This is a genomic window from Mesorhizobium qingshengii (genome assembly GCF_900103325.1).
GTDB lineage: Bacteria > Pseudomonadota > Alphaproteobacteria > Rhizobiales > Rhizobiaceae > Mesorhizobium > Mesorhizobium qingshengii.
In genome coordinates this window covers 92,083-113,993 of record NZ_FMXM01000023.1, presented here as the reverse complement: position 1 = coordinate 113,993, position 21,911 = coordinate 92,083, and the positions used below count along the sequence as shown (strand labels likewise).

Genomic DNA, 21,911 nt, shown 5'->3' with positions numbered 1-21,911 from the left:
AGCACATTGCCCGAAGAGTTGCGGCGCTCGTTGACATGGGACCAGGGCAAGGAGATGGCTCGGCACAAGAGCTTCACCGTTGCCACCGACCTACAGGTCTACTTCTGCGATCCGCGCCTTCCCTGGCAGCGCGGCAGCAACGAAAATACCAACGGTCTGCTCAGGCAGTATTTCCCCAGAGCTACCAACTTCTCCCACGTCTCGCAGGACCAACTCAACGCCGTTGCCCTGCGGCTCAATCAGCGCCCCCGAAAAATCCTGGACTTCGAAACGCCCGCCGATAGGCTACAGAAGGTGTTGCAATGACCTATTGAACCCACCGGCGCAAAGCAGCCATTCCGGATTCCGTTTGCGACGGTCGATCACCGGTCCACCCAAGCCTCACAGCAAAAACGTCTGCCGCTCCCGCAGGGTCGTCGTGATCGCGGCAATACCTTCCTCGATCTCGCGCCTGCCGGCTAGGATCGGGCTCGGCCTCGTCGGCGGCCGGCCGGGCACGCCCGTGCAGCGAGCATGTCATCTGGCGCTGGTCGTCGGCGCGCAGCTGGTTTTCCTGGCGTCGTAGCCATAGAACAGGTTGATGCCGACCTTGGCGAGTGCTCGTAGAAGCGGTTCATCTCGTCGCGCCCAAAAGGGGCGGAGATTTTTCTGATGCCGAGGCTGGCGGGGGGTGAGGGGGCGCGGCGCGCTGTCATCGGCGACCAGGACCTGGGCTCTCACGCCAGCTCGAGTCGGACGCCTCACAGGGTCTCAGTCGCGCCTTGCCAGTTGGCGAAGTGGCGAATGGCGTGCACCGCGTCGGGGTTGGTCACGGGATAGCCCGTGATGAAGCCTTCGACCGAAAAGTCCGGGAATTCAGCTTTCAGGCGGGCTTCGATCCTGGCCGCCTCGGCGGCCTCGCCCACGGCCCTATGCGCCAGCGCCAGAAACAACAGCACATTCGGAGAATCCAGCGTACTTCTGCGCAGCGCCGCGATGGCTTCCCTGTGCCTGCCGGCCGTGAATAGGATGCGGCCCAGCATGCCGAAATACCAAGGTGGGGCCAGCGGATTGAGGCGCATGGCGCGCTCGATGAGCGGCATCGCCTCGGCCGGATCGCCTGCGACCAGCGCCTTGCTGCCGGCCAGCAGCGCCAGTGTATCGGCATGGTTGGAGCCATATTCGAAGGCGCGGCGATACGCGCGCTCGGCTCCTGCGAGGTCGCCGAGGCATCCCCTGAGATCGCCAAGGCAATTGCAGGCAACGCTGTCCATCGGATCGAGCAGAATCGCGTTTTCAACCGCCGCCCGCCAGTTCTCGATCGAGCCCTGCGCATCGTCGCCGAAGCCGTTGGCGCCCTCGATCGAATAGGCATAGGCAAGCGCGGTCCAGGCCCTGACCAAGGTGGGGTCAAGCTCCAGCGCGCGTGAAAACAGGCGTATCGCTTCGGCGGTGCCGGCGCGGCTGAATGTGTCCTGCTGTTCAACACCAAGCAGATAACAGTCGTAGGCCCGCAGACTGGCCGGCGGTTTGCGGCGAATCGCGTTGCGGCCGACCGTGGCAAGCGCTCCGTAGCTGCCGGCGATCACATTGATGACGCTTTCGGTCAGGCTGTCCTGCAGCGTGAAGATATCCTCGACCTGACGGTTGTAGCGCTCGCTCCACAGGTTGACGCCATTGCCCGCGTCGGCGAGCTCTATCGACAACCGAACCCGCCGCTCGTCGGCGCGCAGTTGGCCCGACACGATATAGGTGGCGCCAAGCGCCTTGCCGTCGGCGGCGAAGTTGGCGGGCTTGCTGCCCAGGGATTTCATGGTGTGGAAGGCGATGACTGGCAAATCCGCGTAGCGCGCCAGGTCGATGGTGATGTCCGACGACAGGCCGTCGGCAAAGCGGCGCCAGCGCTCTTCCGAATTCAGGCATTCGATGGGAAATATCGCGAGCACGGGAGAGCCGTCTGGCGACAGCCCGTCCATCCCCGCGCTGGCGCCATTGATATGCGAGGCAAGCGCGACCTTGTTGCGCACGCCGAGCTTGTCGTAGATCGAGGCGAGATGGGTGCGCACGGTCGACGGGGCGATGAACAGCGCCTCGCCGATCTCGCGATAAGTCAGTCCGGCGGCGAATTTTTCCGCCACCGCGCGCTCCCGATCGGACAGCGCGTCGTGACCTGGCGAAGATGTCGCGATGCGGCTCATGGCAGACCCGATCGGCACGGTTTCGGCAATTGCCGAGGCAAAATACTACAAATGCAGGAGGCCGAATACATCATCTGCCCGATCGCAACGCATGCGGACTCGATGCAAGCTCCCTTACAGCAAATGGGTTGCAATGGGCCAAGGGAGACTCTCATGCGAGCTGTTCCGATTGCGCTGGTATCCGCGATCCTGGGTTCGTCCGCCGCGCCGCCGCCGTCGTTCGCAAGCGGATGCAGGCAGCTGCTGGAGTCGGACGTGAAAATCGCCAGCATGCGCCTCTATGCCGACATCCTGGCCAATGCCGCCCGTAAAGGCTGGAACTACGCGCCTGAATCGATCGTCAGCGGCTCAAAGCGGCATTTCGACGAGATGAAACTCCGCTTGATCGACGTCGGCTATGAGATCGTTCCCGTCGGGGCCCAGCCGCCTTGCGGCCTGGCAGGCTGATCGCCAAGTCGTTCTGGCGCTCGGTTTCAGATCCGATGACATGGTCGCCCCGACGTGGCTAGTTCCAGTAGCGGAATACCCTGCCCATCCTGTTCGGCATCATGAAAATCTCCTCCGCGCGACGAAATCCGGCATCCCGCCCCATGCGGAGCCAAGTGTCGGCGGTTTCGGGGAAATCGGCCACAAGCATATGCCGTTTCATGGAAGCGAACTCCTCGTCGGAAAGGGTTGACCATCTATCGCGCTGCAAGGAGAAGCGGGCGAGCCAGGCGGCGCGATCCTCTCCCTCGAACAGGGTCGGCTCCCAGATGACGAACAGGCCCACGCCGCCCAAGGCCCTGCGGGCGTGCCGCATCAGCCTTGCCTTGCCTTCGGTCGCCAGGTGGTGCAGCGACATGCCGATCCAGATCACGTCGACGGGTTCCGACCAGTTCGCCATCGCTTCCGCGAAATCGCCACAGCGCAACTCGACCGGGCACGGGAGATCTTCGAGCGCGCGAGCGGCAAGCCCCAGCGACGCTTCCGACAGGTCGATGCCGACATAGCCGCCAATCGCCGACGTCTTCAGCATCGCGGCGGAGGCAGCGGCATCGCCGCACGCCACGTCGAGGAATCGAAACGACTCTGGAGCGTGCTCGACGAGCAGATCGCGCAGGAGCCCGTAGACCTCGCGGTGAAACATGAGGTTGGTGGCCACGACCCTGCGATAAGTCTCCAGCTCCTTGTTGAATATGTCCTGGGTGCCGGTTGCCTCGTCAGCTGTCGTCACCGGCATGCTCTCGCTCGACGAACTTGCCATGTTATCCTCCCAAGGAACATTGATGGGGCTAAGGGGCGGCACCCGCTGCGTAGAGATGCAAGGCGCGGAAGACCGCCGTGTGGCCGGGGGTCGCAACACCGAACTTGATGCCCAGTTCGTGCATCCGTCCGGAAAGCCAGGCGACCTCGATTGGCTTTCCTCTTTCGAGGTCGTTGGCCATCGACGATTTCCCGTGAGGAGGCAGCGCGGTCCATCGGGCCATGACGCGGTCCACGAAACCGTCGGTCATCGGATGACCGGCCGCGGCGGCGACCGCCATCCCTTCGTCCCGCAGCTGTTCGATAAAGATGCGAGCTTCAGGGTCTTCGAGGATTGGACCGATCCCGGAACGCAAGAGCGAGGTTCCTCCCGCGAACGCGGACAGTGTCACGAACTTTTCCCACAGGACGCTGTCGATATCCTCGACCGGTTTCAAGTCCAGCCCGCGCGCTCGATCACACAGTTCCTGAAGGGCCTGGATGAGGCGATCCCGGTGCCCGCCAACGAGAACCTGAGGCAGTCCGCCGGCATGAACGATTTCTCCCGGCTTGTTGATGAAACCGGATATGTAGGTGGCTCCGCCAATCACCTGGTCGCCAGGAACATAACGGCCGAGAGTGTCGACGCTGTCGATGCCGTTTTGCAACGTCACCACACGCGTATCCCTGCTGATAAGCGGTCCAAGGGCCGCGGCGGCCTTCTCACTGTCATACAGCTTGACCGCAAAAATCGCGAGATCGACGGGACCGATGTCGGCCGGCGCGTCGCTCGCGGACACAATGGGGAGAAAGACGTTGCCGATATCACTTTGAATTCGCAGGCCGTCCCGGCGCATTGCCTGCAAATGGGCACCGCGAGCAATGAAGCGGACGTCGCCCCCCGCCTCGGCGAGCCTTGCGCCGAGGTAGCCGCCGATGCCGCCCGCTCCTACCATTGCGATCCGCATGCCGTCCCCTCGACGCCAGCTTCCGCCATTGGCCGCGCGAAGCTGGAATGGCGTTCGCCGGCCCGATTAACATTAGCATTTCCTTGGATATAAGGCCAGCCGACAGGGTAGACGTCCGACGGCAAGCCGATCACGACTGGTCCTCGCCTACCTTATCGCCCGGCATGCCGCGCTCATGCGCTTGGGGTCACGAGCAGATATCGGCAAATGGCTATGGCCGAATGTTCCCATAGCGTCTTCGTCCGCTATGAGGTGCGAACATGACTTCCAATGTGGAGACGCTCTATGTCTGCTTCCGGGCGGAGGCGAAGTTCGCTTCTACGACCGGTATGCGGCGCAGTCCCGACTTCCAGTTGGCAAACGCCGGACCGGCCGAGCAACGGGCGCGCTCGAGATCGCCCGCGCGCGGTTCTCCTAGTCCGAAAACCTCACGCTCACGCCGCGCTGCCGAAAATAAGCCTGCATCAACTTGCGGCCCGAGCGGTTGTTCTGCGCCAACTTGGCCGGATCGAACACCGCCTGTTTTATCCCCTCTCGTGCCAGCGCTGCCTTGAGCGTCGCTATATGTGCGTCGATGTCGGCATTGTCCGCCCGCAGCGAAGCATAGATATTTTCGGTCGCCTCGGCCACGGTCGGTTCGTTCACAGGTGTCTTCCTTTGGTTGGTTGGCCGGCGGCTTAGCACAGATTCGCGGCTCCGCCGATACTGATGAGACAGTCAGTGCGCAGTGCCCGGGTTTTGGAGCGACATCAGCGGCGCTTCGAACTTGCACGGGTAGATGTCAGCCAATTCGCGACGCTAGTAACCGGCGGCGAAGCCGGCTGCAGACAAGGCGACCGTGCTTCGGATACAGTTCTGCCGGGAGCGACAATCATCGAGGGAGGATAGCGAGGTGAATGAAGCCAGTCCAAGACCGCTCGCGGAGATTGCCAGCTATCATGCCCACATCTACTACGGCGGGCAAACCGAGCGGCCACATGCCGAATGGCTGCGCCTTCGCATCGCGGAACGTTTCAGCGTTCGCCTGGGTGCCTGGCACGACCAGAAGGTCGGGCCGCATGACCAGGCCATGTACCAGGTCTCGTTCGCCAACGAGATTTTCGGCTCGCTCGTTCCGTGGCTGATGCTGAACCATGGGGAGCTCAGCATCCTCATCCATCCGAACACGACCAACCCCCGGCGCGACCATCTGGTCGACCCGATCTGGATCGGCCGGCCGCTGGCAGTGCACGGCGATATCCTTCCGGAGGATCATGAGGCGGAAGAGGCGCTGCCGCCCAACACCGAACCGACCCTGCCGGCATAGCGGTTCCCAGCGCAGCCCGCGAGAAATTCGCGCTGGAAGCAAATCCGCAGGCAAACGCGATTTCCGAGATCGAGGCCGAGGCGCGGACGGGGAGAGCAATTCTTCCTCAAGTCGGCGGACGAACCGCAGCGATTCCGTCTCGGGCGGCAGGTCGATGTTCATCCGTTGAATCGAGATTTGGCGCCAACTTGCTGTTCGCCAACAGTCTTTTCCGGTCTCGCCTGTTCTTTCTAGGCGAGCAGGCCGTGAATGGTGGCTGCAACAGCCGTGGGCGCGTAGGGCTTGGGCAGGAAGACGCCACCGCTCGGCATCGCGTCCCGGGCCGGCCGTTGCTTGCCCGAGGTGATGATGATCTTGACCGGCGGCCAGCGGTCGCGCACGGCAGCCGACAGGCGCAGGCCATCCATCGAACCCGGCATGTCGATGTCGGTGAACAGGATGGCGATGTCCTGCCGGCTCTCCAGTATGCGGATCGCCTGGTCGGCGTTGCTCGCCTCCAGCACGTCGAAGCCCGCCTCGCGCAGATCATCGGCGATGGCGAACAGCAGGAAGGCTTCGTCTTCGACGACAAGGACGGTGACGAGGCTCTGAGTGGTCATGGCATGCCCTATGTAGTCAGTAAGGTGCTGTCGGCAACTGGGGTGCCGGTGCGTCCAGCACGCATTCGACGCCGTCGGGGTGGTAGTCGATGCGGACCGCTCCGCCGAAGTCGGTGCCGAAGACGCGCTCGATCAGGAAGCGGCCGAAGCCGCGCCGGCTGGGCGGCGTCACCGGCGGGCCGCCGCTTTCGCGCCAGCGCCAGATCAGCCTGATGTCGCCGGGCCTGTCGTGCGACGGCTGCAGCGACCACTCGATCGCCACCTTGCCGTCCGGTGTCGACAGCGCGCCGTATTTCAGCGCGTTGGTGGCCAGTTCGTTGACGGCGAGCGCGAGCGTCAGCGCCATCTTCGGGTTGATCGGCAGCGCCGGGCCCGAAATCGAGATCTGTTCGAGCGGGAAGGCGGCGATGGTGTTGTCGACCACCTGGCGGATGGAGGCGCTGGTCCAGCGGGTCTTGTTCAGGATGTCATGGGCGTTGGCGAGCGCGCGCAGGCGCTCGTTGAAAGTGGCGCTCGCGGTGGCGATATCGGTGTTGCGCAAGGTTTGCGAGGCGATGGCAGCGACCATCGCCAGGATGTTCTTGATGCGGTGTTCGAGCTCGTGGGTCAGCAGCTCCTGCCGTGCCTGTGCCTCGCGCCGGTCGGTGACATCCTGCATTACGCCGAACATCTTGACCGGCTTGCCGGCCTCGTCATGGACGAAATCGATGTGGCGCGACAGCCAGCGCAACTCGCCGGTGTCGGGCCGCCGGATGCGGTATTCCACGGCCGGCACGGCGGTGCCTTGCTCGCGCGTCTCCCGGTTGGAGCGGACGTCCTTGTCCTCCGGAATGACGATGTTTTCCAGCACGGAGATGTGTACGCTTTCGCGCGGCGACAGCCCCCAAAGACCCCAGAAGCCCTCGGAGCCGACCACGGTTCCGCTGGCGATGTCGAGTTCGAGTGCCGCGATGCCGGCTGCATTTTGCGACAGCTGCAGGCGGCGCTCGCTTTGCAGAAGGGCCTGTGCCACCTGCTTCTGATCGTCGATATCGGTGTTGGTGCCGATCCAGCGCAGGATAGCGCCGTCGGCATCGCGGATCGGGACGGCGCGCGCAATGAACCAGCGATAGATGCCGTCATGCCGACGCAGCCGGAATTCGGTTTCGTAGAATGTGCCGGCGGCCAGCACCAGTTGCCACTTTTCCGCGGCTGCGACGATGTCGTCGGGATGCACGATATCGGCCCAGCCATGGCCGTCGAGCTCGCCCGGCTTCGCACCCGAATAATCGTAGACGCGCGGGTTGAACCAGTCGAGCAGCCCCTCCGGCGTCGCCGTCCAGACGTGGTTCGGCATCGCCTCGGCGAAAGTGCGGAACTGGGTCTCGCTCTGGCGCAGCGCCTGTTCGGCGATCAGCCGGTCGGTGACGTCGACACCTTGCACGAAGATGCCGAACACCTCGCCCGCGGGATTGCGCACCGGCTGATAGACGAGGTCGATGAAGCGCTCTTCGCTCGCGGCACCAGGCGTGCGCTGCAGCTCGGCCTTCAGCGCGTAACCGATGAATGCCTCGCCAGAGGCGAAGACCTGGTCGAGCAGTTCGAAGAACCCCTGGCCTTCGACCTCGGGCAGGGCCTCGCGAACCGGCTTGCCGATCACGTCGCGGTGCCCGACCAGTTGCATGTAGGCCGCGTTGGTCAGCTCGAACACATGTCGAGGCCCAGACATCATGGCCATGAAGCCCGGCGCCTGTTCGAACATCTGGCGCTGCCGGTCGCGCTCGCTCGCCTGCCAGCGCTCGGCGGCAATTTTCCCGGTCACCTCGATGACGATGGCAACGACGCCGGCTGGTTCGCCGCTTTCGTCGAGAATCGGTGAATAATCGAGATCGAGCCACACCTGTTCCGGTTTTCCGGTTCGGTTGAGCGTCAGCTCCTGCTCACGATAGGCGAGCGTGCCGCCGGCCAGACACACCTTCATGATGTTGTCGTTGAAGTCGGCCACTTCGGGCCAGCCTTCGCGGACCTTGGAACCGAGCAGTCGCGGATGGCGCGCGCCGGCAAATTCCGAATAGGCATGATTGTAGATCATGACGCCGTCCTCGCCCCACAGCATGACGATCGGCACGTTGGAGCGCAGGATCAGCGACACCGCCGTCTTCAGGCTTTGCGGCCAGACCTCGATCGGTCCGATCGAGGTCGAGGCCCAGTCGAACGTAGCGATCAGGCAGCCGAGCTGGCCGCCGCCGGCGAGGAAGGCATGACGACGATCTTCTATCGCGGTTTTACTGGTTGGTGGCATGGCGTCTCGCGGGTCGGCCGGCGTTTGTTCGAATTTCGATTGGTCGTCGCAAACGTGTCAGGTACCGGGAGCCGCTCACCATTGTCCCACCATCAGCCGTCACAGCCCATGAAGCTTCGCGCCACGAGCGCGCGCTGCCGGACTTTCTCGCATTCGATGAGATCGTGATCATGTGCATCCCCCGAGGGCCAGAACCCGGGACAGGGCTGATCGGTTCCCGATGCATGGGTATTTTCCTTCGGATGCAACAGGCTTGCCCACGCGATGGTCTGCTATTCGATCTATTTTCTTTGCCAGCCGTTAATCCGATTTCTTTGCCAGCCGTTAATCCGGGCATGTTGTTATTAAGCGGCTACTAATGAGTCGTCATGCGGGGGGTCGCAATGACCAAGAATCTCGGCAACGCACGCTATGTGCCGCCAAAGGACACAAAGGACTCCTTCTTCAGCAAGGTCGCGCCGGCGCTGTTTCCGCTGGTCGTGGTCGCGCTGGGCTACGTGATCGGCCGGCAGTTCTTCGGCCTGTAGCGCGCAAGCGCGGCCCCTCGTTCAAGTCGCGCCTATTTTCGCGCGCCTATTTTTCGAGCCCGCCGCCCGCCTCCGTCCTGGCTTCCGTGGGGCGGATACGCTCGCTGGCCAGAAGCACGACCGGGCAGGCGACGGCGGCAAGCACCGCCGTGGCGGTATCGCCGAAGAACAGCTCTTCACCCGGCCTTTGCGTGACGCCCATCACCACCATCGCAGCCCCCTTGGCGACCTCCCTGGCGATCGCCCTGTCGGGCGTGGCACGCGTGCGCAGCGCGGTGTCGACCTGCACGCCATAGCGAGCGGCCAGATCGGCGATATCCTTCAGCATGGCTTCCTCGCGCCGGTGCGAGACGGAGGTGGCCCCTTGCCGTGCCGCCTGCGATACATAGAGAACCTTGACCCGCGCCCGGTGCGGCCGTGCCAGCGCCAGGGCGAAATCAGCGGCGCGACGCGAGACTTCCGTGCCGTTTACGGGAACCAGGATGGTGGTGCCGGCTTTTAGAACCGGCATCTTGGCCGCGGATTTGGCGCCGTTCAGCACCAGGCACAGCGGACCGTCGAAACCGCCGGTGATGTCGTTGAGCGTCCCGGTGAACGATCCCTTGGCCGTCATCATGGTCTCCAGCCCGACCAGCAACAGGCCGTAGCCCTTGCGGGCTTCCTGGGCGATCGTGTCGGCGGTGGCTTCGGACTTCGTGCGGGTGGTCAGATGCACCTTCTCGACCGACGTGTCCTCGGCCTTGCTGACGGCCCTGGCGCTTCGCGCGGCACCCTTCCTGACCTCGTTGCGCGCCCGTTCCGGGCCCTTGTCGCCGGCCGGGCCGGCGATCCTGCCATCCTTGAGGTGGAGGAGGGTGGTCGGCATGCCGCTGCCGCCGCCGACCAGCCCCGCCAGATAGGCGGTGAACTTGCCGACCGGGCTGTCGTCGACCAGCAGCAGGAGCCGCTCCAGCTTCGAGACGAAGCCGCGCTCGTCGAGCAACTCGCGCTCGACACGCTGCTTCTCCGCATGTCCGACCGGCAGCCGGCCGAGCGCCCAGCGCAGCATTGGCGGCATGGCGAGCGTGGTGATGACGGCCATGGTGACGATCATGGTGAACAGGTTGTGCGAGAGGATGTTCATCGACAGGCCGATGCTGGCGACGATGACCTCGGTCGAGCCGCGCGCGTTCATCGCGCTGCCGACGGCGATGGCCTCCTTCAGCGACATGCCGGCCAGCCTGCCGCCGATGAAGGCGCCGCCGAACTTGCCGATGCTGGCAATGGCCACCAGCGCCAGCGTCAGCAGCGCCAGCGTCGGATCGGTGAGCACGGTGAGGTCGGCCGAGAGGCCGGCCATGCCGAAGAAGATCGGCATGAACAGAGCGGTGATGACGCCGCGGAGCTGACCCTCGATGTGGTCGGACAGGATCGGCGATTCACCGACCAGGATGCCGGCGACGAAGGCGCCGAGCACGGTGTGGACGCCGATCAGATTGGTGATCAGGGCCATCACGCCCATGATGATGAGGATGACGGTGATGACGGCGTATTCGCTGCGGAAGGAATCATTGCTCCAGCGGATCAGCGTGAACACCAGGCGGCGCCCGAGTGTGAAGGAGAACACCATGAACAGCGCCACCTCGGCCACGGTGGTGAGCAGCGGCAGCACCTGCAGGCTGCCATTGGTGGCGATGCCGAAGGTGATGGCGATGATCAGCCAGCCGATCGTGTCCTCGATGATCGCCGAGGAGATGATGACCTGGCCGAGATTGCGGCGCATGAAGTTCATCTCGCGCACGACCATGGCGACGATCTTGACCGAGGAGATCGACAGCGCCGTGCCGAGGAAAAGCCCGGCGACGATGCGCTGCGTCGGTTCGGGCAACAGCGTGGCGGGCAGGAATTGCGCCAGTGCGAAGCCGCAGGCAAAGGGCACGATGATGCCGGTGATCGAGATCGAGAAACAGGCGGCCCCCACCCGGCGCACGAGGCGCAGATCCGTCTCCATGCCGGTCAGCAGCAGGAGCAGGAGAATGCCGAGCTGCGAGACGGCGTCGATCATGCTTTTCTGCGCCGGGTCGGTCGAGAAGATCAGGTGCTGCGCGTCAGGCCACAGCCAGCCGAACAGCGACGGCCCGAGCAGTATGCCGCCGATGAGCTGGCCCATGATCGCTGGCTGGCCATAACGCTGGAAGATCTCGCCCAGGCCGCGGCCGACCAGAAGCAGAAGCACGATCTCGGCGACGAACAGTCCCTCCGCCGAGCCGCCCATGCCCGAGGCGTGGCCGACCGGCTGCGCGGCAAAGGCATGGCTTGCCGACGCCAGGGCGAGAACGGCCAGCAGGACAATCGCCGCAACAATGCGTGGCGTGGTTGCCGATTGACAGTTCATGGGTTCCCTCAAACACCGCGGTGGACTGGCCGTCACAACGCGCCGGCCATCGTTTGCGTTGCAACCGTCGTCAGGCGCCGGCCTCAGACGTGGACGTCGCCGAAGGAAAGCTCGCCGTCGTCGCGCGCGGCGAAAAAGACGATGGCGAGCAGGCTAGCATAGAATGCCGCCACAATGACAATGATCGCCACACCAGGAATGGGACCAAGGGCGGCGCCGTCGACGGCCTCGCGAAGCGATCCGGCGAACCCGGTCCGGAGAGCCGCGGTCTGAAGGCTGGGTGTCGAGATCTTCAGACCCCAGGCCAGCAGCAGGATCAGGAAGAGGTAGATGTAGTTGCGGCGCAGGCGACGCGCCAACGCGGCGCGTTGCGAGAGCAGAAACTTCGGCGCGCGCAGGCCTTCGCCGACGATGAGCAGCCAATCCGAGGCGAAGTCGGGCTGCGGGGAGAAGATCTGCGCGAAATAATGACGCTCGAACTGGCGCACGCGGGCCCGGTAGAAGTCGAAGAACCGATAGCGGCGCGCCTCGATCCACAGCAGCAGCAGGATCAGCAGCATGGCGAACAGCAGCACGCCGTGATGCGCGCTGGCCGTCGATAGCGACACCGAAAGCATCGCCGCCACCACGGTGATCGCCCAGTTCGTCGTCCTGTCGAGCCGATCGCGCCATCCCGCCATGCGCGCGATCTCGGCGCGGTGGAAATGCGACAGCGTGTTCACGCGCTCCGTCGATGAAAGGACGGGACCCGCGGGCTTTGCCGACGCATCGTTCATGGCATCCTCCGGCAAGACTAGAACAGTTTGCCGGCAACATTGTTCCCTGTCGCAGATCGCGGCGACCTGTTCACTCCGGCCCGCCGATCCAGTCGACCAGAAGCGCGACGATGCCGAAGGCGGCACCGATGGCACAGACAGCGGGCCAGCCGCCCAATGTCCATGCGATCCCCGCCAGCATCGAGCCGATGGCGCCGCCGATGAAGAAGATGCCGACGAACAGGCCATTAAGGCGGCCGCGCGCCCTCGGCTGCAGCAGGTTGATGGCGCGGCGGCCGAGCGTCTGGTCGCCGGTGACGCCGATATCCAGCAACACGGCGCTGAGGCCCATCAGCACCAGTGGCCACCATCCGGTTGCGGATTCGGTTGACCCCGCCCAGCCCGCGAGGGCCATCGCGCCGATCAGCACGAGATGGCAGGCGATGGTGGCCGAGCGCGTCCAGCCACGGTCGCCGGCGCGGCCAAACAGCGGGGTCACCACCGCGCCGCCGGCGCCGACCAGCGCGAACAGCGCAATGCCGCGCTGGCCGAGGTCGAAGGGCGGCTGCGCCAGGCGCAGCGCCACCGCCGTCCAGAACAGGCTGAACGCCGCCATCACCAGCGCCGCCGTCAGCGCCCGGCGCCTCAGCACCCGCTCGTCGCGCAGCAGATCGAACAGCGAGGCGATCAGTGCGCCATAGGATGATCTCGCAGCCGGGCGCCGTCGCGGCAAGGTGAAGGCGAGCACGCAGGCGAGCAGGACGAGGGCGGCGGCGCTGAGGCCGTAAAAGGCGCGCCACCCCCAGGCGTCGGCAACAAGGCTCGCCAGCGGCCGCGCCAGCAGGATGCCGACCATCAGCCCGCTCATGACATCGCCGATGACGCGGCCATCCTGTCCGGGCGGCGCCATCGAGGCGGCGATCGGCACCAGGATCTGGATCGCCGAGCAGGCCGCACCGAGGATGAACAGGACGATCAGCAGCGCGGGCGCGGTGGGCGCCAGTGCGGCGCTGCCCGCCGCGAGGGCCGCCGCGATCAGCATGCGCAGGATCAGGGCGCGGTTTTCGGCAAGGTCGGCGAGCGGCACCAGGAAGAACAGGCCGGTGGCATAGCCGAGTAGGGTGGCCATGGCGACGAGGCCGACGCTCGCGGCGTTGGCGCCGAGCGATGGCCCGATCAGCCCGACCAGCGTCTGCGGCGCGAAAAGGTTGGTGACGATGACGCCGACCGCAGTGGCAAACAGCAGGGTCTGCGGGCCGGTGATGGTCGCGGCCGGCGCGGCCAGTTGGCCGTCATTGGTGTCGAGCATATGGTCCTCAATGAAATTGCATATCGTGCGAGGACTTTATGCCGATCTGTTATCATGCTACAATTCAATCAATTCGATAATGATTATGCGAGATGCGCATGAATATCCATGACCTCGAAGCGTTCATCGCCGTGGTGGAAACCGGCTCGATCGTCGGCGCCTCGGCCAGGCTCAACCTCACCCAGCCGGGCGTGACACGCCGCATCCAGAACCTCGAGGATGGGCTGGCGACGGCGTTGCTCGACCGCCAGTCGAAGCCGCTGAAGCCGACCGCTTCCGGGCGCGAGGCGTATGAGCATGGCCGGCGCGTGCTGCGCTCGCTCGAGGATTTGAAGGCCGGCGTGTCGCCGCAAGGTGGGGTCAAGGGCGAGTTCCGGCTTGGCATCATGCCCTATCTCTCGGATGCCGCGCTGGCGCTGCCGCTCGACACCTTGCGCGCCGCGTTTCCGCGGCTGACGCTGCGCATCTCTTCCGGCTGGTCGCCAAGGCTGGTCGAGCAGGTGGCGCGCAGCGAGCTCGACGCGGTGGCGGTGTGCCTCGCCGAGGGCGTCACTCCGCCGGACGAACTCGTGCGCGACGATCTCGGCCTGCAGTCGGTGCTGCTGGTCGCGTCCCCCGGCCTTGGCGTGCCCGGGCCCGCCGACCTTGCCTCGCTGTCGCGCTTCCCCTGGGTGATGAACGAGAACGGCTGCGGCTTTCGCGCCTTCATCCGCCAGAGTTTCGAGACCGCGCGGCTGCCGTTCCAGGTCGGGGTGGAGGCGCTCAGCGTCGATCTCAGAATGTCGCTGGTGGCGCGCGGCCACGGCATCGGCATCGTCACGCCGGGCGCCTTCGCCGACAGCCGGTGGCGCGATGCCGTCGAGGTCATCGACTGCCCGGACTTCAAGCCGCAAGTGCGCGCCTGGCTGCTGCACCGCCCGCCCGCCGGCCGGCTCAGCCGCCCGATCGCGCTGTTCCGCGACGCCTTGATCGAAGGGCTTCAGGTGCCGATGCCGCTGGTGTCTTGAGTTGGCGACCAACTGGCCGTCGCGAGCATTTGTTGAATCCGGCCAAGCTGTTGAGCGTGGCTGCTCAGATTCTGATTCCATGTCTGGATGACCCTGACCCTTGAGATTTGAACTGCTTTCAGCAAGATGACGGTAAGGCTGAGGACGCGAGAATGAACAAAGCCATGTCCGGCAAGCCGGCCCGAAAACCCACCATTCGCAAAACGCCGATGGCGCTGACCGAGGATTTGGTCGCGCGCACGCTGCGCGCGGTCGAGGATGCTGGGCCGGTGCCGGGCATGGTCACCATGACCGACGCGGATTATGCGCGTTTCCGCGACGAGGTGCTGGCAACGGCTCCGGCCGGGCCGCTGAAACTGTTCGCCTATGGTTCGCTGCTATGGAAGCCGGCCGGCGAGGTGAGGGGTGGCGATCGGGCGGTGGCGACCGGCTGGCATCGGTCGTTCTGCTTCACCGTGCAGCGCTTCAGGGGCACCATCGAGCAGCCCGGCCTGATGATGGCGCTCGACCGTGGCGGCCAGTGCCAGGGCATGGTGTTCGAGATCGCCGAGCCGGTGGCGGCCAATCTCGAAGCGTTGCTGCGCCGCGAGATGACCATCCTTCCCGCCGTCAACGTGCCGCGCTGGCTGCAGGTCAGGACAGGCGACAGTGCCTCGCGGGCGCTCGGCTTTGTCGTCGACCCCGGTAATCCACGCTATGCCGGCAAGCTCGACAAGCGGGCGATCGCGGCGACGCTGGCCAGGGCGGTCGGCCATTGGGGTTCGGGCGCGGAATATCTGTTCGAGACCATCCGTCACCTCGACGCCTGCGGCATCCGCGACCGCAATCTGTGGCAATTGCAGCAACTGGTGGCCGATGAGATCGAACGGACGCGCCCCTGACGCCTCACCCGTCCCTTAGCCACACCAGCATTTCGCCTGGCTCGCGGTTGTCCCAGGCGAAGTAGGGGATGGCGGTCAGGCGCGTCTGTGTGGTGGCCGGCGGCTCGGATCTGTAGAGCCCGCCCTGCCAGCCATCGCCGGCGTCAGCTTGCGCGGTGGCTGAAAGCGTCACCACGCCGCCGAGAAGCTCCGGCCGATCCCGCGCTTCGACACTTGCCGTCCTCGGCAGCGTCAGGCGATGCAACTGGCTGTCATTATCGGTCGCCTCGACGCAGTAGATCACCGGACCGCGTGACAGCGCAACGCGACCGGCATCCTGGCGCACCCGCGGGTTCGCGTAGAGCCGTTCGATCGGCATTTCGAGATCGAGCCGGACGCGGTCGCCCTTTTTCCATGTGCGCCGTATCGCGGCATAGCCGTCGCTGGTGACCTCCGCCAGCTTGACCGCCTCGCCATTGATCTCGAGCGCCGCGCTGCTGCTCCACGCCGGTATGCGCAGATGCAGCGTGAACTCGACTGGCGCCTGTGGCTCGAGCGTGATCTCGACGGCGCCGTCCCAGGGATAGTGGCTCGCCTGGGCAAGGCTGATTGCGGTGCCGCCAATGTCGAAGCGGGCGGTCGAGTCGCCATAGAGATGAACCGCCAGCGCATCGTCCGCCAGGCTGTAGAAATAGCTGCCGATCGAGGCCACCATGCGCCCGACATTGGGCGGACAGCACGGGCAGCGGTGCCATTTCCATCTGTTGTGCCGGCCCCGGCTTTCCAGCGGATTTTCATAGAAGAACAGCGAGCCATCCAGCGACAGGCCCGAGATCGAACCGTTGTAAAGCGCACGTTCCATCATGTCGGCGTAGCGGGCGTTCGGCCCCATGCCGAGCATGCGGCTGGCCCAGAAAACCAGCCCGACCGCGGCACAGGTCTCGGCATAGGCGGTCTCGTTAGGCAGGTCGTAGTCGCTGGTGAAGCCCTCATTGTGCGCCGACGGCCCGAGCCCGCCGGTGATGTAGAGGTTTTTCGTGGTGAGATCGTCCCACAGCCGGTCGAGCGCCACGCGCAGGCTGTCGTCGCCATATTCGGTGGCGATGTCGGCCATGCCCGAATAGAGATACATCGCCCGCACCGCGTGGCCGACGACCTTGTCCTGCTCGCGCACCGGGATGTGCGACTGGCTGTATTCATAGGTCTTGAAATGGTAGGCCTTCGGGTCGGCGCCGCGGGCGCGCGCCTCCTCGTCGAAATAATGCGGCTGCTGGCCGCGCTGGTCGATGAAGTATTTCGCCAGTTCCATGTATTTCTTCTCGCCGGTCACCCGCGCCAGCTTGACCAGCGCCAGTTCGATCTCCTCATGGCCGCAATAGCCCTTCTTTTTGCCGGGCTCAGGCCCCAGCACCGAAGCGATGTGGTCGGCATAGCGGCACATGATGTCGAGCAGCTTGCGTTTTCCGGTCGCCTGGTAGTAGGCGACCGCGCCCTCGATCAGGTGGCCGGCGCAATAGAGTTCGTGGCAGTCGCGCAGATTGGTCCAGCGTTTGCCCGGCTGGATGCGCTGGTACCAGCTCGAGAGATAGCCGTCCTCCTGCTGCAGCCTGCCATACATGTCGATGACGGCGTCGATCTTCTTTTCCAGTTCGGGGTTCTTGCGCCGGTAGAGCGAATAGGCCGCGGTCTCGATCGTCTTGCCGAGATCGGAATCCCAGAACATCTGCGTGGTCACCGTCGAGCCGGTGAATTCCGCGCCCTGGCGGTCGGCTTCGTCGGGCGAGGGCGAGTGGAACGGGATGACGACGCCGGGCGAGGGCCGGTCGGGGTCGATCTGCTCCAGCATGCGGGCCTCGACGCAGCGGTCGTAGAGGATGTCGGCGGTGCGCGCGGCGACCGCGTCGGCGCGGTCGCCCCAGAAGCCGTGCACGTCGACCTGCGGCACCGGCAGCGGGCGGAAGGCGAGCTTCGGTTTTCCGGTTTTTGCGGATGGCGATGCGGTCATGAACTTACTCCATTCGGTCGAATTACTTGACGGCCCCGGCCATGAGGCCGCGGATGTAGAAGCGCTGCAAAGCGAGGAAGAGAATGAGGCAAGGCACCATCATCACGGTGACGCCGGCCTGCACCGCGCCCCAGTCGATGGCGCCGAAGCGGCCCGACTGCAGCGCGGTCATCATCACCGGCAGCGTGAATTTGGACTGGTCGGTCATCAGCACCAGGGCGGCGAGGAACTCGTTCCAGGCGCCGAGAAAGGCAAACAGCGCGATGGTGACGACACCCGGCCAGACCAGCGGCAGCATCACCTTGAGAAGCATGGTGACGTTGCTGGCGCCGTCCATGCGGGCGGCCTCCTCGATCTCGCGCGGCACCGCGTCGAAAGCGTTGCGCATCATGAAGATGGAGAATGGCAGTTGCAGCGTCACATAGACGCCGACCAGGCCGGTCAGCGTGTTGTGCAGGCCAAGCTTGGTCAGCACCAGGAAGATCGGCGTCAGGATCGACTGGAACGGGATCATGATGGTCGACAGGATGAGGATGAAGAACAGGTCCTTGAACGGGAAGCGGAAGCGCGAAAAGCCGTAGCCGGCCAGCACGCTGACGATGACCGACAGCACCACGGTCATCACCGAGACGTAGATGCTGTTCTGCGCCGAGACCCAGAGCCCGTCGCCGAAGGTGTCGAGCGTGGCATAGTTCTCCAGCGAGAACCCCGACGTTGGCCAGGGCGGCAGCGGTGGCAGGCGCGCTTCGGCTGCCGGTTTGAAGGTCGACAGCACCGCCCACACGATCGGCGCCGCGAACAGCAGCGAGGCGATGATGCCGGTCGAATGCTCCGCGATTCGGGCGGCGAGCCGGCGGTTGCGGGAGGCGGCCTGCGCCATCAGTCGAGGCCCTCCGGCTTGCGCAGCAACCACAGCTGCACGAGGCTGAGCGCCACCAGGATGACCAGCAGCACCATGGAGAGCGCGGCGCCATAGCCGAGCTTGAACGAGACGAAGGACTGGTTGAAGATCCAGTAGACCGCCGTCAGCGTCTGGTTGCGCGGACCGCCGCGCAGGATGATGTAGAACTGGTCGAAGGCGAGGATCGAGCCGGCGACCGACAGGATCAGCGCCAGCGCCAGCGTGCGGCGCATCAGCGGCAAGGTGATGGCCCTGAACCTGGCGAACGGCCCGGCGCCGTCGATGATGGCCGCTTCCTGCAGATCCTGCGGGATCGACTGCAGGCCGGCCATCAGGATGATCATGGTGAAGCCGGCGACCTTCCACACGACCATGGCGATGATCGACCAGAAGGCCGGCTGGAAGGTGGCCAGCAGGTTGAACTTCTTGTCGATCAGGCCAAGGTCGTAGGCGGCCGGGCTGAACAGACCGGAATCGACATTCAGCAGCCATGACCAGAGCAGGCTGGCAGAGGCAAAACCGACAACCGCCGGCATGAAGAACATGGTGCGGTAGAGATTGGTCAGCGGGCGCGGCCGTTCGACGAACAGCGCCAGCGGAAACGCCACCGCGAAGATCGCGATGGTGACGATCACGGTGTAGTAGGCGGTGAATTTGAGCGCGTTCCAGAACCTGGTGTCGCGCAGGATCGCGACATAGTTGTCGAGGCCGATATAGGAGTGCTCGCCCATCAGCGGCCAATTGTGCAGCGACATCCACGCCGTCATGCCGAGCGGGATGAGGAAGAAGACGACGACCAGCGCGACAGCGGGCGCGACATAGAGCAGGCCGATCCACTGCCGGCGCCCGGCACCGGCCAGTTTTCTGGCGCGGGGCGGGGCGGTGGTGGTTGTTGCGATGGTGGTCATGGTTGGCCTGTTCTTGCGTCGGATCCAATTGGCCGCCCTACCTCCCCCTTGTGGGGAGGTCGGACCGCAGGTCCGGGTGGGGGTAACTGGCGTTGACCCCACCCCGCTGCTTCGCAGCGACCCTCCCCACAAGGGGGAGGGTAAGGCGCGCCGGCCACCCGCCCAGGGAGACAGGCGGGCGGCCGGCAGGCGGCCGCTACTTCTGCGGCGCCTGGTCGATGATCGACTGCATGGTCTCCTGCGCGTTCGCGATCGCGCCATCGACGTCGTCGCCGAAGAAGACCTCGTTGATCATCTGCGTCCACGGGCCGTTGGCGGAGTTGATCAAATCGTTGAACACCACCGAATAGGGCGTGCGGCCCTTGGCCATGGCCTCGGCGGCGATCTGGTAGCGCGGATCGAGATCCTTGAGCGCGTCCTTGGCGATGTCGCCGCGCACCGGCAGGCTGCCATATTTGGCGAGGATGGTCTGGCCCTCGAGCGAATAGGCGAAATCGAGGAACTCCTTCACCACGGGCAGTTTCTTGGTGCCCTTGGTGACGACGAAATTGTCGCCGCCGGCAAAGGACGACCAGTTGCCGTCCTTGCCCGGCAGGAAGGTGACGCCGTAGTCGACATTGGGATACTGGGTGTTGAGCGCGCCGATGGCGAAGGCGCCGGACGGCGAGATGCCGATATTGCCGGCGGCGAAGGCGGCAAAGAAGTTGGCGCCGGTGTCGGTCTGGGCGCCCGCCGGTACCAGATCCTTCTTGACCATCGAGCGGTAGAGATCGATGGCGCCGCGCAACTGCGGACTGTCCAGTGTCGCCTTCGAGCCGTCCTCGGAGAGGATATCGCCGCCGGAAGCCCAGATCAGCGGCGTGAAGGTGAAGATGTTGCAGCCGCCGCAATTGCCCGAGAAGTAGAAGCCCTTGATGTTGCCGCCGAGCGCGTTGACCTTCTCGGCGTCGGCCGCGATCTCGGCCCAGTTTGTCGGGCCTTTTTCGGGGTCGAGGCCGGCCTGCTTGAACAGCTTCTTGTTCCAGATCAGCACCGAGGCGTCGGCCGAGAACGGCAGGCCGTAAATGTGGTCCTTGTAGGTGCCGGTCTTCACATGCGCCGGCGACAGGCTGGCGAAATAGGGCAGCGACTTGGCCCAGTCGGTGATATCCTCCAACTGGCCGGCGGCGGCGAAGGACGGCGTGTAGATCAGGTCGAGCGACAGCGCGTCGGGCGCGGTGCCGCCGGCGGCGGCGGCACCATATTTCGGGATGATCTCGGCGTTGGGGATGATGTCGAGCTTGATCTGGTCCTTGTGCGCCTTGTTGTAGGCGTCGACGATCCTCGGCATGAAGTTCGAGCCGTCGGCGCGCACCCAGATGTTGGCGGTTTCGGCGGCGGCAGTGCCGAGACCGCTACCCAGAACGGCAGCGGCCAGGGCCAGTTTGGCAATCAGGTTCCTCATGTTCTCCTCCTCCACGGTTGGCCGCTGTCCGCGGCTTGGCGCCGATCACGCGGCGCTTCGTTTTCAGCCATCCGGCGGATGGCCGCAGGACTGACGCACCACCAGCCGGCACGGCAGTTTTCGAATGCCCGGCGCGGCGGGCTGGCCGCCAACCAGCGACAGCAGGGTCAGCCCGGCCTCGCGTCCGAGTGCGACCAGGTTCATGTCGACAGAAGTCAGCGGCGGGCGCGTCGCCTCGGCGACGATCTCCCAATTGTCGAAGCCGATGACGGCGACATCGCCGGGGACGCCGAGGCCGCGCTCGCGCAAGGCATCGATGACGCCGCGCGCGATCTGGTCGTTGCCGCAAAAGACGGCATCCGGCCTTTCGCGCTTGCCGTCGAACAGGTGCGCCACCGCCTCATGGCCCCAGGCTTCCGACCAGGAGCCGAGCAGCGGTTCGGTGACCGGCAAGCCGTTTTCGGCGAGCACGTCGCGATAGGCCTGGGCGCGGGCGTGCACCACGGCGAAGCTCGCCGGCCCGGTGACATGGGCGATGCGCTTGCGGCCCAGCCGGCACAGATGTTCGACGGCCAGCCGCGCGCCGCCGGCGTCGTCCGAGACGAAGGCGATGGCGTCGGGATCGGGCTGGGTGAAGGCATAGATCACCGGGACACGCAGATTGCCGAGGTCGACCGGCAGATGGCGGTCGATGCGCTTGCCGGTGGCGATGATGCCGTCGACGCGCTTGTCGAGCATGGCGTCGACATGCAACTGGCCGAGGCGCGGATCCTCCTCGACATTGCACAGGAACACCGAGACGCCATTGTCGACCAGCGCGTCCGAAATGCCCGACATCAGCGGCAGCGAGAAGCGGCCATAGGTATCGTTGGTGAGCAGGCCGACGGTGAAGCTGCGCCGCCTGAGCAGGCTTTGCGCCAGGCTGTTGGGCCGGAAACCGAGATGCCGGGCCGTCTCGCGGATGCGCTCGCGCGTCTTGGCGGTCATCCGCCCCTGGTCGTTGAGCGCCTTCGAGGCGGTGGCGACGCTGACGCCGGCCCGTGCCGCCACGTCACGCAAGGTGACTGGCTTGGAAAAGACCGGAACAGGCTGATCGTCCGATGCCATCGCGTCGAGAATCCTGAGTTGGGAAAAGGTTTTCTCTTTCAGACCCCAATGAGGCCCGGCCAATGGCCAAGCCTGATCGGAAATGTTTGGGAAAACCTTTTCTCAAGCCAAGGCTAGGCCAGATTGGTTGGTCGTTCAAGGGGAAAAGTATCCTGGGTC

The 21,911-nt window shown here is 64.9% G+C and carries 21 protein-coding genes; 7 read left to right on the top strand and 14 right to left on the bottom strand.

Annotated elements, in window-relative coordinates; translation table 11 throughout:
• Together BLS48_RS28355 and BLS48_RS35800 are read left to right on the top strand one after the other, a co-directional pair.
• On the top strand, nt 1–306 hold a 306-nt coding region (locus BLS48_RS28355; protein WP_143019528.1), incomplete at its 5' end, for an IS30 family transposase.
• 112 nt (nt 307–418) lie between these two features.
• A complete protein-coding gene (locus BLS48_RS35800; RefSeq protein ID WP_167365272.1) occupies nt 419–565 on the top strand; it encodes a hypothetical protein in 147 nt (48 codons plus the stop codon).
• Between the two features lie 175 nt (nt 566–740).
• On the opposite strand, the gene BLS48_RS28345 is transcribed toward BLS48_RS35800, so the two are convergent.
• Nucleotides 741–2,177, bottom strand: a complete 1,437-nt coding sequence (locus tag BLS48_RS28345) for a LuxR C-terminal-related transcriptional regulator (protein WP_091585021.1) — start codon at nt 2,175–2,177, stop codon at nt 741–743.
• A gap of 51 nt (nt 2,178–2,228) precedes the next feature.
• Here BLS48_RS28345 and BLS48_RS28340 point away from each other — a divergent pair, with 51 nt between their 5' ends.
• Complete coding sequence (locus tag BLS48_RS28340; RefSeq protein WP_143019527.1) at nt 2,229–2,624, top strand: hypothetical protein; 396 nt, start codon at nt 2,229–2,231, stop codon at nt 2,622–2,624.
• Between the two features lie 58 nt (nt 2,625–2,682).
• Here BLS48_RS28340 and BLS48_RS28335 read toward each other — a convergent pair whose 3' ends face one another.
• From BLS48_RS28335 to BLS48_RS28325, 3 genes are all read right to left on the bottom strand, one after another.
• Entirely contained in the window at nt 2,683–3,423 is a 741-nt protein-coding gene (locus tag BLS48_RS28335; protein ID WP_091585017.1) for a class I SAM-dependent methyltransferase, read from the bottom strand.
• Between the two features lie 28 nt (nt 3,424–3,451).
• Nucleotides 3,452–4,369 carry a ketopantoate reductase family protein gene (locus tag BLS48_RS28330; RefSeq protein ID WP_244529935.1) on the bottom strand — a complete coding sequence of 306 codons (918 nt, stop codon included), beginning with the start codon at nt 4,367–4,369 and terminating at the stop codon, nt 3,452–3,454.
• 414 nt (nt 4,370–4,783) lie between these two features.
• The gene (locus BLS48_RS28325) at nt 4,784–5,014 is read right to left on the bottom strand and encodes a hypothetical protein (protein ID WP_091585016.1); all 231 of its coding nucleotides are present in this window, start codon (nt 5,012–5,014) and stop codon (nt 4,784–4,786) included.
• 247 nt (nt 5,015–5,261) lie between these two features.
• Here BLS48_RS28325 and BLS48_RS28320 point away from each other — a divergent pair, with 247 nt between their 5' ends.
• Nucleotides 5,262–5,675, top strand: coding sequence for a DOPA 4,5-dioxygenase family protein (locus tag BLS48_RS28320; protein ID WP_091585014.1), 414 nt, complete (start codon nt 5,262–5,264; stop codon nt 5,673–5,675).
• 230 nt (nt 5,676–5,905) lie between these two features.
• On the opposite strand, the gene BLS48_RS28315 is transcribed toward BLS48_RS28320, so the two are convergent.
• Nucleotides 5,906–6,274 carry a response regulator gene (locus BLS48_RS28315; protein WP_091585012.1) on the bottom strand — a complete coding sequence of 123 codons (369 nt, stop codon included), beginning with the start codon at nt 6,272–6,274 and terminating at the stop codon, nt 5,906–5,908.
• A 16-nt stretch (nt 6,275–6,290) separates the two neighbouring features.
• Entirely contained in the window at nt 6,291–8,555 is a 2,265-nt protein-coding gene (locus tag BLS48_RS28310; protein ID WP_091585010.1) for a PAS domain S-box protein, read from the bottom strand.
• A 383-nt stretch (nt 8,556–8,938) separates the two neighbouring features.
• On the opposite strand from BLS48_RS28310, the gene BLS48_RS35795 reads away from it, so the two are divergent.
• Entirely contained in the window at nt 8,939–9,082 is a 144-nt protein-coding gene (locus tag BLS48_RS35795; protein WP_091585008.1) for a hypothetical protein, read from the top strand.
• Nucleotides 9,083–9,128: 46 nt separating this feature from the next.
• Here BLS48_RS35795 and BLS48_RS28300 read toward each other — a convergent pair whose 3' ends face one another.
• The 3 genes from BLS48_RS28300 to BLS48_RS28290 form a co-directional block, all read right to left on the bottom strand.
• Entirely contained in the window at nt 9,129–11,336 is a 2,208-nt protein-coding gene (locus BLS48_RS28300; protein ID WP_091585049.1) for a cation:proton antiporter domain-containing protein, read from the bottom strand.
• Nucleotides 11,337–11,539: 203 nt separating this feature from the next.
• A complete protein-coding gene (locus tag BLS48_RS28295) occupies nt 11,540–12,232 on the bottom strand; it encodes a DUF2270 domain-containing protein (RefSeq protein WP_091585047.1) in 693 nt (230 codons plus the stop codon).
• 70 nt (nt 12,233–12,302) lie between these two features.
• On the bottom strand, nt 12,303–13,520 hold the full coding sequence (locus tag BLS48_RS28290) for an MFS transporter (protein ID WP_091585005.1): 1,218 nt from the start codon (nt 13,518–13,520) through the stop codon (nt 12,303–12,305).
• 98 nt (nt 13,521–13,618) lie between these two features.
• Between BLS48_RS28290 and BLS48_RS28285 the strand changes: the two genes are divergently transcribed.
• The gene (locus BLS48_RS28285) at nt 13,619–14,527 is read left to right on the top strand and encodes a LysR family transcriptional regulator (RefSeq protein ID WP_091585045.1); all 909 of its coding nucleotides are present in this window, start codon (nt 13,619–13,621) and stop codon (nt 14,525–14,527) included.
• A 152-nt stretch (nt 14,528–14,679) separates the two neighbouring features.
• Nucleotides 14,680–15,408, top strand: coding sequence for a gamma-glutamylcyclotransferase (locus tag BLS48_RS28280; RefSeq protein WP_091585003.1), 729 nt, complete (start codon nt 14,680–14,682; stop codon nt 15,406–15,408).
• Nucleotides 15,409–15,412: 4 nt separating this feature from the next.
• Here the strand turns inward: BLS48_RS28280 and BLS48_RS28275 are convergent, their stop codons facing one another.
• From BLS48_RS28275 to BLS48_RS28255, 5 genes are all read right to left on the bottom strand, one after another.
• Nucleotides 15,413–17,392, bottom strand: a complete 1,980-nt coding sequence (locus BLS48_RS28275) for a glycoside hydrolase family 127 protein (protein ID WP_091585001.1) — start codon at nt 17,390–17,392, stop codon at nt 15,413–15,415.
• A 22-nt stretch (nt 17,393–17,414) separates the two neighbouring features.
• The gene (locus BLS48_RS28270) at nt 17,415–18,272 is read right to left on the bottom strand and encodes a carbohydrate ABC transporter permease (RefSeq protein ID WP_091584999.1); all 858 of its coding nucleotides are present in this window, start codon (nt 18,270–18,272) and stop codon (nt 17,415–17,417) included.
• Nucleotides 18,272–19,201, bottom strand: coding sequence for a carbohydrate ABC transporter permease (locus tag BLS48_RS28265; protein ID WP_091584998.1), 930 nt, complete (start codon nt 19,199–19,201; stop codon nt 18,272–18,274). The genes BLS48_RS28270 and BLS48_RS28265 overlap by 1 nt, the downstream gene beginning before the upstream one ends.
• 196 nt (nt 19,202–19,397) lie before the next feature.
• Nucleotides 19,398–20,645 carry an ABC transporter substrate-binding protein gene (locus tag BLS48_RS28260; protein ID WP_091584996.1) on the bottom strand — a complete coding sequence of 416 codons (1,248 nt, stop codon included), beginning with the start codon at nt 20,643–20,645 and terminating at the stop codon, nt 19,398–19,400.
• 63 nt (nt 20,646–20,708) lie between these two features.
• Nucleotides 20,709–21,752, bottom strand: a complete 1,044-nt coding sequence (locus BLS48_RS28255) for a LacI family DNA-binding transcriptional regulator (protein ID WP_091584994.1) — start codon at nt 21,750–21,752, stop codon at nt 20,709–20,711.
• Nucleotides 21,753–21,911: the final 159 nt, after the last annotated feature.